Origin of the sequence: Acinetobacter sp. ANC 3832 (assembly GCF_002135415.1) — a bacterium.
Taxonomy (GTDB): domain Bacteria; phylum Pseudomonadota; class Gammaproteobacteria; order Pseudomonadales; family Moraxellaceae; genus Acinetobacter.
The window spans coordinates 315704-328760 of the sequence record NZ_NEGJ01000003.1 but is presented as its reverse complement, the minus strand read 5'-3'; the positions used below and the strand labels follow the sequence as shown (position 1 = coordinate 328760).

Below are 13057 nucleotides of genomic sequence, written 5' to 3'. Positions count from 1 at the left end.
TCAATTTTAAAAGTCATAAGTATCTATGAAGAAGTGGATGTAAATCAAACTCGGTTTAATCAAGCTAAAAATTTAGAGCGAACAAGAGATCATAATAGGAATATAGAAATAACCTTTATTTTTAAAAGTTTAATTAACCCATTAGATATAGAGAGACTTCCTATCAATGAATTGAGGGATCTTTATTGTTCTTTATTTATTGAACGTATCAATAATCCATTGTTTAGGATTCCTAAAAGTGTAGATTATGATCGTTTGAAATCTGATTTATTGGTGCTAGTTGAAGACCTTGAAAATATAGATTTTGAAATTATTTAAGTTTTATTTGAATAAGGATAATCGCTTATTCAGAAGTTATCTTTCGTAGCAAGCTTAGGCCTGCTCTAAATAATTATTTGCAACCTTCACATAATGTCTTGCCGAATAGGGTAAAAATTCCTTTTCTTTATTGGTTAAAGGACGGACTTTTTGTACAGGACTGCCCACATATAAATAACCACTTTCTAAACGCTTACGTGGCGGAACTAAAGAGCCTGCACCAATCATTACATCATCTTCAATAATCACATCATCTAAAATAATGGTGCTAATTCCAATTAAAACTCGATTACCAATGGTGCAACCATGCAAAGTTACATGATGTCCGACTGTAACATCTTCACCAATAATCAAAGGTGAACCATTTGGTTTTGCATCATTTTTATGACTAACATGCAACATACAATGATCTTGTACATTACTATTCTTACCAATATGAATATGATTAACATCGCCACGAATCACAGCAAAAGGCCAAACTGAAGCATTTTCTGCTAAATGGACATCACCAATAATTACAGAAAGATCATCGATATAACAGGTTGAGTCAATTTTAGGGTGATGTTCTAAGTACGGGCGAATATTCTTTTTCATTGACGAAATCCATGTTTAAAGATTTAAATTAAAATGATTATAAAAGAAAAAGCACCCAAATCTAAGAGATGGATGCTTTGGTCTAATGCTTAGAACGTACTAATTAAAATAAGTTGCTAAAGAACATTTTAATATGATCAATCATACGAGAGAAGAAACCTGCTTCTTCAACTGCTTTTAAAGCAACAAGTGGTTTGTCTGCAATGACTTTACCATTTAAAGTTGCAGTAAGTTTACCCACCACTTGACCTTGTTGTAATGGTGCATTCAAATTCGGTTGAACTGTAATTTGCGTTTTAATGGCATCCGCTTGACCTTTTGGCATTGTGACATTAAAGGCTTCAGGTAAACCAATTTGCACTTCATTGTCTTTACCAAAATACACTTTTGCTTTAGCAATGACTTGTTTCGCAGGTTGAACATTTACAGTTTCAAAGTTTGAATAACCCCAAGCCAAAAGTGAACGTGTTTGATTTGCACGTTCATTCATCGATGGTGCACCAAAAATCACAGAGATTAAGCGCATTGGGCCACGTTTTGCAGAAGTAGTTAAGCAAAAACCAGCTTCATCTGTGTGACCTGTTTTTAAACCATCTACACTTGGATCTGTATAAAGTAACGCATTACGGTTACCTTGTTTAATCCCATTAAATGTAAATTCTTTTTCAGAATAGATTGGATAATATTTTGAACTGTCATGAATGATATGTTTAGCAAGTGTCGCCATATCTTTTGCAGTTGAATAATGACCTTCAGCAGGCATCCCCGTAGCATTGATAAAATGGGTATTTGCCATACCAATTTTTTTAGCTTCTTGGTTCATCGCATAAGCAAAAGAGCCTTCATTTCCAGAAATATGCTCAGCCATTGCTTTAGAAGCATCATTTCCAGATTGAATGATAATACCACGAAGCATTTCAAGAACAGTTGCAGTACCATTTAAAGGTACATACATACATGATTCTGAACTACTACCACGACACCACGCAGACTCATTCATGCGAACTTTTTCACCTTCCGTGAGTTCACCTTTTAAGAGTTTTTGTTCAATGATGAAGCTAGTCATCATTTTAGTCATAGAAGCGGGTGCTAGTTTTTCATTTTCATTTTTAGATGCAAGGATTTGCCCCGTCTCATAATCCATCAAGACATAAGATTTATTATTTAATTCTGGCGGAGTAGATAAGACTGTTGCTGCATAAGAAAATGATGGTAATAGTAACAATGCAGCAATGGCGCTTTTTCGGGTCATTCTAGGTAGTTCCAATCTTATATATATGATGAGCACAAAAAGAGTTTAACATTTTAGGGTAAAGCAAAGCCGACTTCTATGGGGGAAGACGGCTAATTTCTTACTTATTGTAACTAATTCATTTTATGAATGGTAATTGCTCACATCTTGACACACACCTAAGTTACCTTTGTCGCCGGCTTTCTTGGCATCTTGACGAGCTTCTTTTAATGCAGCTTTAAAACTACTTTGTTTGCTTAACGTTTTGATTGCAGTAGCAGGGTTATTTTCACCTGGTAAATAGTCTTTTAATAAACGAGCATAGCCTTGATCAAATTTTTTATCTTCTTTGATTAAAGAAGGACAAACTTCAGAAAGAACATAAATCGCTGCTAATTCTTCTTTGGTCACTTGGGTTTGCGTCACTTCAATATTTTCATCATGACTCGTTTCTTTAGCAGCAAAAGTGTGAGATGTAAACACCATTGAAGATGCTAAAAGACCGAAAGCGCATAATTTACTAAATGTTGCAGACATAATGATCCTAAAAATTTTAACTTTATGATTTGTATAGGGTAAACAATTTTGATGTGAATAAAGTAGAGAAAGTGTATTGATGATGTAGATTTTTAAATTTTTATTTGCCCTACATGTTTTCTAAACGAGATAAATGCAGATAGGGCAAAATGAAATGTGCTAAACAGATTAACTCTCTATATTTAAGACATCTTCACATACAGATTTTTGTTCTTCTTTTTCAACTTCTTTGGCATCTAATTTTGCAGATTTTAAAATAGCTTGATATTCAGCATCTTGAGCAAGCTGTTCTAGGTTTTTTGCTGAACCTTTTAAATCTTTCAGTAAAGTTTGAGTATGATTTTGTATTTTGCTATCGAATGCTGGATTTTTTCCAATTAAAGTCGGGCATACTTCAGCCAAGACTTGCGCCGCAGCAATGTCTTCTTTCGCTAAAGTGTCTGATTCTGCAACTGTTAAGGCGTCAGAAGCAATAACAGTTTGAGTGCATAATGTGAAAAGGCTTAAACAAAGCAAGCGATTAAGTGAACGATTGAACATCATTTCCCCGCAAATTTAATATTAAAATAGGTGGCTAACTATATATAATTATTGAATAACTTAAAATGAAATAATCTCATTAGTCATTTTTTAGATCGAGAACTGTAGTGAATATTTTAATTGCCAATGATGATGGTGTATTTGCACCCGGTATTCAAGCCTTAGCCAAAGCATTAAGACCTTTAGGTCGTGTTGTGATTGTTGCTCCTGAGAGTGAACGTAGTGGCTATTCCAGTGCATTAACTTTAGATCGACCATTAAGACCCATTCAGCTTTCACCTGATGTTTGGGCAGTCAATGGAACACCTGCAGACTGCGTGTATTTATCCACCAATGGTTTATTCGATTTTGAATTTGATCTAGTGGTCAGTGGTATTAATAGCGGTGCGAATTTGGGTGATGACGTACTGTATTCAGGTACTGTGGGTGCAGCATTTGAAGGTCGCTTAATGAAACAGGCTGCAATTGCTGTGTCATTAGCAGGTAGTAATGTTCGTTCTTATGAACATGCTGATGATTATGCTCAAGCCGCTCAATGGGTACATGATTTTATTGCTCAAGGTATTCCACAACTTCCACCACGACATATTCTAAATATTAATATTCCAGATGTCGTGGAAATTCAAGGTGCACAAATGACCTATCAAGGTCGTAGAGTACAATCGAAACCGATCAGTAGCCATGTAGATCCACGTGGGCGTCAAGTCTATTGGATTGGACTTGCAGGTGAAGCAGTAACAGATCCGAAAAAGAACATGATGAATATCCAATCTGACTTTTTTGCTATTGCAAATGGATATGTGAGCATCACGCCAATTCAAATGGATGCCACCAATTATGAAATTTTAGATGCCTTGCAATTACAGCTTGAGCAAAGTTATACCTAAGTCTGAGTTGAATGTTATAAGTTTGTGAAAAAGCAATGATAAACAGTAAAACTGTATTCTTTTTTGCTAATCTTAGGACAACGGATATTTTAATGTTTAGATGTAGAGAGAGAAATAATGCTTTTGGTAAGATCACAGCACGTTTTAAAGATGCCTAAGGTATGGACCAAGACAGTTTTGTTGTCTGTCGCTATGACTTCAACTTTGGTGATTACGGGTTGTGCATCAAAACCACAAATCAGTAGCAATATGACTCGTCATACCAATGCACCTGAATTTTATACAGTTCGTTCAGGTGATACCCTTAGTGGAATTGCAGGAAGATACGGCTTAAGCTATATTGGAGTTGCTGAGATGAATGATATTTCAGCGCCGTATCGAATTTATGTGAATCAATCACTCAGATTGAAAAAATCGGGGAATACCAATAATTATCGCTCAACAACGAAAGCTTTAGCGACAAGCGAAGCTCCAATCCAGCGACAAACCATTAACTTACCAACAAACCAACCAAGTACAACTGTGAAAGCGCCTGTTGTTGTCGCAACAACGCCAGTTACAGCAGTTAAATCAACCAGTTTGAGATGGGTGAAACCTTCAAATGGTTCAATCATTGAAAATTATAATTTAGCAAACAATGTCAAAGGAACACGTTTTGGTGGTAATTTAGGGGATCCGATTTTTGCTGCAGCAGATGGTCAAGTGGTTTATGCAGCAGACGGCTTAAAAGAATATGGAAATTTAGTTTTAATTAAACATATAGATGGATATATCACTGCTTATGCACATAGTAGTAAAATGCTGGTGAAAAGCGGAGATAATGTTACAGCAGGGCAAAAAATTGCGGAGTTTGGCTCTACAGGAACAAATCGTACGATGTTGGAATTCCAAGTACGTTTAGATGGTAAGCCAATTAATCCGATAAATATTTTACCTACTAATTAAATATATTTAATGCAAAATGTAAATTTCTTCGTATAATACAATGAGTTGCTTTTATCAAAAAAATGTGAAGTGTCTCATAATTTCAGAGGGAAATTTATGTTAGATCAACTACGAGCGATGGGTGTTTTTGCTTGCGTTGTTGAAAAGAGCTCATTTAGTGGTGCCGCTCGTAATTTAGGTATTACTACAAGTGCTGTGAGTCAACAAGTTCGTTCTTTAGAAAATGAAATGGAAGTTACACTTCTACACCGTTCTACTCGAAAGTTAAGTTTGACGGAAGCAGGACAAGCTTTTTTCCATAGCTGTCAAGAAATGCTTGCGGCAGCGGAACGCGGTAAAATCCGAATTAATGAGTTGAGAGATGACTTAGTCGGTGATTTACGTATTGCAACTACACCTGAGTTAGGAGCAACCCATATTGTTCCTGCGTTATCACACTGGATGTCGGCACATCGTGGGTTGATGGTTCATTTTGAAGCAGATAATCAATTCATTGATTTAATTCAAGAACGTATTGATATTGCAATCCGTATGTGCTCAAAAACTGATGAGTCTGCAAATTTGATGAGTGTTGCTTTGGCAAGAGTTGATCAAGTTTTGGTTGCATCACCGAGCTATTTAAATCAGACAGCGCCACTTTCACGTCCTGAAGATTTAATGCATCACGAGTTGATTCCTGTAAATATCATGAAGAATTATCAACATTTTTCATTTCAACATGGTGCTACAGGTGAAGTGGTTAATTTAGAAATGAAACATCGTGTGCAAACCAACAATGTTTTTGTGGCTAAATCACTCTGCCAAAATGGACATGGTATTGCGCGAATTCTTTATTTAGATGTACAAAAAGAATTGATGAATGGGACTTTAGTTGAAGTATTGCCTGAATGGAAGTTGCCAACATTTACGTTGAATGCAATGACTTTAAAGCGTGAACAACAACCTATGAAAATCCATCGTTGTGTGGATGCTTTGAAACAATATTTTAGTCAGTTACCTGGTGGCAGAATATATCAAGAAGCTTCATAAGAAATACTCATTAAAAAAGCCGCTGAATCAGCGGCTTTTTTATTTTTTAACTTAAATTTATATTTATTTAAGCAAGAAACTTCTTAATCACGGGGATAAGACGTTTCAGTAAATCATCCGCTTGTTCATGATTCATGTTTAAAGCAGGTAGTAAGCGTACAACATTGCCTGAAGTCACATTAATAATTAAATGTTGCTCATCACGCGCCATTTCAACCAATTCAGCGCACGGTTTTGGTAGCTCAATACCAATCATCATACCAAAACCACGGACAACCACATTTTGATCTGCCAGTTGGCTACGCAATTCATCCACTAAATACGTTCCAATTTCCGCAGCATTGGCAACAATATTTTCCTTTTGAATCAAATCAATTACGGTATAAACAACACGAGAGCCTAAAGGTGTACCGCTATAGGTTGAACCGTGATTTCCTGCTGTTAAAACGCCAACACCACGACCTTGAGTCATAACTGCACCAATAGGGAAACCATTTCCTAAGCCTTTCGCTGTCGTCAAAACATCAGGAACAATATTGGTATGTTGATATGCAAAGAACTGACCCGTACGACCATTTCCTGTTTGAACCTCATCCAACATCATCAACCAATTGTGTTGATTACAAATATGGCGAATTTCTTCTAAATAGCTAAAACCTTGAGGTGCTGTATTTACACCGCCTTCACCTTGAATAGGTTCAACCAAAATAGCAACAATATCTGGGTAATGAATTGCAGCTTCTTCAATGGCTTGGATGTCGCCAAATGGCACACGAATAAAGCCTTCTACGAGTGGGCCAAAACCTTCTTGTACTTTTTTATTACCCGTTGCTGAAAGTGTTGCCATAGTACGACCATGGAATGAATGATCTGCAACAATAATTTTTGGGCTCGAAATACCTTGCATATGACCAAATTTACGTGCAATTTTAATCGCACCTTCATTGGATTCAGCACCACTATTTGAGAAGAAAATTTCTTCCATACCTGCAACTTCTGCAAGCTTTTGCGCAGCGGCGGTTTGCCAAGGCACTTCATAAATATTACTGGTATGAATTAACGTCGCAGCTTGTTCAGCAATCGCTTCTGCAATTACTGGGTGAGCATGACCTAAACCACACACAGCAATACCTGTAAGTGCATCTAAATATTCAGTTCCATCTTCAGTATATAAATAAGAGCCTCGACCTCGGACAAAACTGATCTGTTGACGCCCAAAAACAGGCATCAAGTGTGAAGGTTGATCAGTTTGTATTGGAGCGAGAGTAATGTTGTTCATGACTAACTCTTATCTATGTGATGGAAAGTAAAAGTTTATATAAACAAAAACGGCCACAGATTAAAAGCCTAAATTCAAATTAAATTGGATTTAATGGCCAAGTCATACTCTTTATTGCGGATTTAGGTATAATGCAGGCAGATGAGTTGAGGATTTACCAATGACTGAACAAGTGCGTGATACAGAAGCGTTAATTCGTGATCAAATTGCTAAACATGCTGTACTTCTTTATATGAAAGGTACACCACAATTTCCACAATGTGGTTTCTCTGCACGTGCAGTAGAAGCGCTTAGTCAAATTGGTCGTCCATTTGCTTATGTAAATATTTTGGAAAATCAAGATATTCGTGCGATTTTGCCACAAATTGCAAATTGGCCTACATTTCCACAATTGTGGATTAATGGTGAATTGATTGGTGGTAGCGACATTATGTCGGAAATGTTCCAAAATGGTGAATTAAGATCATTGGTTGAACAATATAGTGCTGCTCCAGAAGCTTAATAAGCTGATGATGTTAAAAAGCACCTGATCGAGGTGCTTTTTTTATGGCTAAAATTTAACTCTAATACGCATGATGGAAAGCTTTAGTTGATGTCATTACGCTTATTTTATAGAGTCATACATGTAATATAGCCCTTCAATTGAAGGGCTATATTTGTAGAATTAGAAATTTAAAAGTCTATGACTTACTTCGTAGTAAGCTCTATAGTTATAACTTCTTTTTCAGCCTTATCCTCAGAAACTGGCTTTTCTTTATCCTTGATCACTTTAGATGATTCAGTCTTGTCCGCCTTTTTTTCTTTCTTCTTCTTTTTTTTCTTTTTCTTCGGCTCTTCTACAATGCCATCTTCAATTGCTTGCCAATATTCAAGCTGTTCCATCACGGCTGCATAGATTGAACCTTTGGTATAGCGACCTTTTTTATTTAAAGCACCAACAGGGCGAGCCATTAAAATTTCTAAAGCTTGATCGATGGTATCAATGGCATGGATATGGAATTGTCCATTCGCCACAGCATCTATAACATCCTGACGAAGCATTAAATGCTGCATATTTTGACGAGGAATAATACAACCTTGTCTGCTTGTTAAACCTTGTAATTTACAAGCATCAAAGAAGCCCTCAATTTTGGCATTTACACCGCCAATCGGTTGCACTTGACCCAATTGGTTCATTGAACCTGTAATTGCCCAAGATTGATCAATTGGAAGTTGGCAAATTGCTGAAATAAGTGCAGAAAGCTCAGCAACAGTGGCACTGTCACCATCGACTTGACCATAACTTTGCTCAAAAGCAAGTGCAGCAGAGAAGTGTAGTATTTGTTCACGTCCAAAGTGTGCTTTTAAGAAGCTAGACATTAATAACACGCCTTTCGCATGTAATGATCCACCCAGTTCGACACTACGTTCGATATCTAGAATATCACCACCACCTTGATAAACAGAGGCAGTTAAGCGCGAAGGTAAGCCAAATTCAACATCAGCGTATTGAATGACAGATAGCGCATTGATTTGTCCTAAACGGTGACCACGGGTCTCTATAAGTTGTGTACCACGTGATAAATCTTGCCAATAAAGTTCACGTAAATAGCCTAAGCGATATTGGCGATGTTTCAGTGCCGTATTGATGTGATGCGCTGTGACCATTTTATCATCTGCTTGTGCAGCATGATGGTGTGATTCACGAATCAAATCACCCAATGTCAGTGCATGCAATGACAATGAACTTTGATCTTCAGCTTGACGACTCGAGTCAGTCAGGAGTGCAGAAAGGGCAGAGCGATCAAAAGGTAAAAGCTTATCTTGCTGTACATAATCAGCAATTAATTGCATATAGGCTTGTTCATTTTCGTCATTACGTTGTAATGTATCAGTGAAATCGGCACGAATTTTAAAGACGCTACCGAGTTCAGGCTCTACTTCTAAAATTTCATAATAAATTTCAGGTTCTGCTAACAGTACTACTTTTAAATTCAATGGAATAGATGCAGGTTCAATAGAAATACTGCCTGTTAAAGTCAGCATGTGTTCCAATGAAGATAGCTTCAGTTGACCTGATTTTAGCGCACGTTTTAAACCTTGCCATGCATAAGGTTGCTCAAGCAATTGTTCAGCTTCTAAAATAAGAAAGCCACCATTGGCTTGATGGAGTGCACCTGGGCGAATTAAAGTAAAATCTGTGGTAATGGTACCATTTTGAGTCAATTGTTCAACATGACCCAATAAATTGTAATGAGTTGGGAAATCTTCAAAAATAACAGGTGCACCACTATTTGGCTTGTTACTCATCACGACATTGGCTTGATAACGCGATGGCACTTGATTAAATAAAGCAGGTGAAAACTCATCACCTTCCTGATCTAAAATAGTTTCAACATTATTGATAATATCTTCAGCATAAAGTTTTAAGTATTGTTCAAGTCCTTGTACGGTTTCAAATTTACCTAAAATTATATCAAAACGTGGAATAACTACCTGTTTTGCAATATCTCGGTTCAGTTCAGAAACTTGATCACGTGCATCATCTTCAAGATCGCCGAGTTGAAGCCCTAGGCGTTCTAGTTTTTTATCCATATAACGCAAATTAGCGATAATTTCTGAACGGCTTTTGCTATCTAAAGTCTTCAGTTCTTCTTGAGATATTTCTTGTATTTTATTGTCTTTTAAGTGTACAGGAATAAAGCGATGTTCATCATTTCGAGTAATTAATTTAAGGTCAAGATCTTCACCTTCTTTGGTGAGTTCAACCAAAGCTAGTTGCTGTTCATCTCCTGTTACTTGGCGAATTCTTTCAATGCGATTGTGATAGGTTTCCGCACTAAAACGGCGTTCTAACTGTTTCAGAATGGTTTGCCAAGTTTGATGTAACAACCCCTCAAATTTATTGCCTTGTCCCGCAGGGAAGCATAAAACGATGGGTTGGCGTGCATTGGTAAAATTATTGACATAGACCCAATCATTTGGCGTAGGCATGGTTTTGGCGTGCTGTTGTAGTAAACGCTTGATCATCGTGCGTTTACCTAAACCTGCTGTACCTACAGCAAAGATATTGTAGCCAGAGTAGGGAAGTGCGATACCGGCTTCAACGGAAGCTTTGGCACGATCTTGCCCTAAAAAATTATTCAGGGGCTTAATCCGTTTAGTCGAACTCGGAATTGTAGATGTATTTGGAATATGAGTCAGTTGTTCTGGTTTTAGTATGGTTTGCGTCAAAGTACTTTGAATTTCCGTCTGGTCAAATACTGAAGGAAAAGATTTTACAATTTTTTCTATATTGGTTGTCGTCGTTGTGTTTGATAAGGTGTTTGAGCTAATTTGATCGTGTCTTTGGGTCACAGGTGAAATCCAAAACTAAAAGTGCAGTTGAAAAGTTAAAGGTATACAGGTTTACGTGAAAATATCAAGTTCAGTTGTAGGAAATATCTGCAAAACTATAAACTAGTTTCATAATAAACATTGAAACTGCTTGCATTAAGCGGTTGAATAGCACTATTTAATTTTGTTGAAAATAATAAAGCAATGACAACGCAAACTTCTGGACAATCATCAGGATGGAAATCTGCTTTTCAAGCATTTCTCGATCGTCGTGCATTGATTATGTTATTTCTGGGTTTTTCCGCAGGGATTCCCATTCTTCTTATCTTCTCAAGTCTATCTTTATGGTTGGGCGAAGCGGGAATTGATAAAAGTGCTGTCACTTTTTTTAGTTGGGCAGCTTTAGGTTATTCCTTTAAATTTGTTTGGGCGCCCCTTATCGATGAATTGCCTGTTCCAATTTTAACTAAAATTTTAGGGCGACGCCGTGCTTGGCTGTTGATTGCACAATGTTTGATTGTCTGTGCAATTTGTATCATGGCATTTTCAGATCCTGCATTAGGCCAAGCTTATCTGTATCAAATGGCTGTGGGCGCAGTGTTGCTAGGTTTTTCGGCAGCCACTCAGGATATTGTGATTGATGCCTATCGTATTGAGCTTGCTGAAACAGAAATGCAAACAGTTTTAGCATCTACCTATAATGCGGGTTACCGTATAGGGATGATTGTTGCAGGTGCAGGGGCTTTATTCCTCGCTGCATCTTTTGGAACGGCAAAAGGAAACTATATTTATGACGCTTGGAAATATACGTATTTAACGATGGCTGCTGTAATGCTAGTGGGTATTATCACAACACTATGTATCCGTGAGCCACAGGTTAATCGAGTCAATAAAAATTATAAAAATACAGATTACTACCGCTTAGTTTTTGTATTCCTGATCGCTGTTGCAAGTTTTGTTGTTTTCTATATTTATTCAGATGGGCTTATTCAGTACATTCAAAAAGCATGGCATATTGAAGATGGTTTTCTGAAGTTTTTAACTGAGGCTACACGATTTTTAGGATCAGGTGCTGGCGCGATTGCCATTGCGACCTTGCTGATTAAAATAGGCGTAGTCAATAAGCAAATGGCCTATGAAACTTGGGTGAATCCGATTGCGGATTTTTTCAGGAGATATGGGGTCAAACTTGCTTTGGTTCTGTTGTTATTAATCGGTTTTTATCGAATTTCAGACATCATTGCAGGCGTGATTTCAAATGTTTTCTACCAAGATTTAAACTTTACCAAAGAACAAATTGCTGAAGCCGTGAAAATTTATGGTGTAATTTTTAGTTTGGTTGGTGGCTTTTTAGGTGGTTTACTTGCACAACGCATGAATATTATGAAACTCATGTTCGTCGGTGCTGTATTAGCAAGCTCTACCAATTTGATTTTCATTGGTCTGGTGAAATCAGGTATACCTTTAAGCTCAGTTGAAGTGAAAGTGGGTGAACATACTTATCAGTCTAAAACAGATGAAGTGGGTTATTGGAAGGTACAAATACCCAGTGCAGATTTTGAAAAATCGCATGAAATTGTTGTATCGACTCAGTCTTCAACTAAGTTAGTTGAGCAACAGCCGTTTTTAGTACAACAAAATTATCCGCAATTGTTACTTTTGCCAATTTCTCAAGATAATCAATTATTCACCGCCGAATTAAAGCAAAGTGTTGTATTGAAAGGTCAGTTGAGTGGTGTGGATATTCAAAAACTAGATAAAGAAAAATCTTTGAATTATGTGCTTGATGGAAAAGCTTATCCGATCAAAATTGATGAGCATGGTTCTTTTAGTGGTGTAATTGATGGTAAGGCGCTTGCTGCTGCAAAAGTAAAATCAATTGTAATGCAATCAATTGATCCAACGCTTAGTTCGATTGCATCTAAAACACATTTGAATTATCAACTTGGAAATACAAACGCTAATCAGGCTGAAAAATTATCAATTGATATAGAGCCAATTGCCGTGATCAATCCGCATTCAAATGAAATGGTTGAAGTGAAAGGCAAGGTGATTAAGGAATATAGCTCAACGTGGTTATATTTTGCGATTATTGTGGATAATTTGGCTTCTGGTCTTGCAGGTGCTGCCTTTATTGCATTTTTATCGAGCTTAACCAGTGTTTCATTTACAGCAGTACAATATGCAATTTTTAGCTCTTTAATGACTTTAACCCCTAAAATTTTGGGGGGTTATTCGGGTACAATTGTCACTAATATTGGTTATCCAAAATTCTTTTTGATGACAACTTTTATTGGAATTCCAATTCTAATCTTAGTAGTTTGGGTGGCAAAGCTGCTCAAAGAACATCAAAATTCGATTCAAGTTGAGAAAGGTGAATAA

12 protein-coding genes are annotated in these 13057 nt (G+C 36.9%); 6 read left to right on the top strand and 6 right to left on the bottom strand.

Annotation, left to right across the window (positions count from 1 at the left end; genetic code table 11):
• Positions 1-33: 33 nt before the first annotated feature.
• Positions 34-318: a hypothetical protein gene (locus tag B9T35_RS18625; RefSeq protein ID WP_228147087.1), complete on the top strand. Its 285-nt coding sequence runs from the start codon at positions 34-36 to the stop codon at positions 316-318.
• Positions 319-372: 54 nt separating this feature from the next.
• Here the strand turns inward: B9T35_RS18625 and B9T35_RS05935 are convergent, their stop codons facing one another.
• From B9T35_RS05935 to B9T35_RS05920, 4 genes are all read right to left on the bottom strand, one after another.
• Positions 373-912 carry a gamma carbonic anhydrase family protein gene (locus B9T35_RS05935; protein WP_086190191.1) on the bottom strand — a complete coding sequence of 180 codons (540 nt, stop codon included), beginning with the start codon at positions 910-912 and terminating at the stop codon, positions 373-375.
• A 103-nt stretch (positions 913-1015) separates the two neighbouring features.
• Positions 1016-2164, bottom strand: coding sequence for a D-alanyl-D-alanine carboxypeptidase PBP5/6 (gene dacC, locus B9T35_RS05930; protein ID WP_086190190.1), 1149 nt, complete (start codon positions 2162-2164; stop codon positions 1016-1018).
• A gap of 123 nt (positions 2165-2287) precedes the next feature.
• Positions 2288-2680: an MCR_0457 family protein gene (locus tag B9T35_RS05925; protein WP_086190189.1), complete on the bottom strand. Its 393-nt coding sequence runs from the start codon at positions 2678-2680 to the stop codon at positions 2288-2290.
• 168 nt (positions 2681-2848) lie between these two features.
• Positions 2849-3220, bottom strand: coding sequence for an MCR_0457 family protein (locus B9T35_RS05920; protein WP_086190188.1), 372 nt, complete (start codon positions 3218-3220; stop codon positions 2849-2851).
• 107 nt (positions 3221-3327) lie between these two features.
• Here B9T35_RS05920 and surE point away from each other — a divergent pair, with 107 nt between their 5' ends.
• From surE to B9T35_RS05905, 3 genes are all read left to right on the top strand, one after another.
• Positions 3328-4107: a 5'/3'-nucleotidase SurE gene (gene surE, locus B9T35_RS05915; protein ID WP_086190187.1), complete on the top strand. Its 780-nt coding sequence runs from the start codon at positions 3328-3330 to the stop codon at positions 4105-4107.
• Positions 4108-4224: 117 nt separating this feature from the next.
• The gene (locus tag B9T35_RS05910; protein WP_086190186.1) at positions 4225-5052 is read left to right on the top strand and encodes a peptidoglycan DD-metalloendopeptidase family protein; all 828 of its coding nucleotides are present in this window, start codon (positions 4225-4227) and stop codon (positions 5050-5052) included.
• Positions 5053-5148: 96 nt separating this feature from the next.
• Entirely contained in the window at positions 5149-6081 is a 933-nt protein-coding gene (locus B9T35_RS05905) for a LysR family transcriptional regulator (protein WP_086190185.1), read from the top strand.
• A gap of 67 nt (positions 6082-6148) precedes the next feature.
• Here the strand turns inward: B9T35_RS05905 and B9T35_RS05900 are convergent, their stop codons facing one another.
• Positions 6149-7360, bottom strand: a complete 1212-nt coding sequence (locus B9T35_RS05900; protein WP_086190184.1) for an aspartate aminotransferase family protein — start codon at positions 7358-7360, stop codon at positions 6149-6151.
• A 160-nt stretch (positions 7361-7520) separates the two neighbouring features.
• Between B9T35_RS05900 and grxD the strand changes: the two genes are divergently transcribed.
• A complete protein-coding gene (gene grxD, locus B9T35_RS05895) occupies positions 7521-7862 on the top strand; it encodes a Grx4 family monothiol glutaredoxin (protein ID WP_086190183.1) in 342 nt (113 codons plus the stop codon).
• A gap of 185 nt (positions 7863-8047) precedes the next feature.
• Here the strand turns inward: grxD and B9T35_RS05890 are convergent, their stop codons facing one another.
• On the bottom strand, positions 8048-10696 hold the full coding sequence (locus B9T35_RS05890; RefSeq protein ID WP_086190182.1) for a Lon protease family protein: 2649 nt from the start codon (positions 10694-10696) through the stop codon (positions 8048-8050).
• Between the two features lie 183 nt (positions 10697-10879).
• Here B9T35_RS05890 and B9T35_RS05885 point away from each other — a divergent pair, with 183 nt between their 5' ends.
• The gene (locus B9T35_RS05885) at positions 10880-13057 is read left to right on the top strand and encodes an AmpG family muropeptide MFS transporter (RefSeq protein WP_086190181.1); all 2178 of its coding nucleotides are present in this window, start codon (positions 10880-10882) and stop codon (positions 13055-13057) included.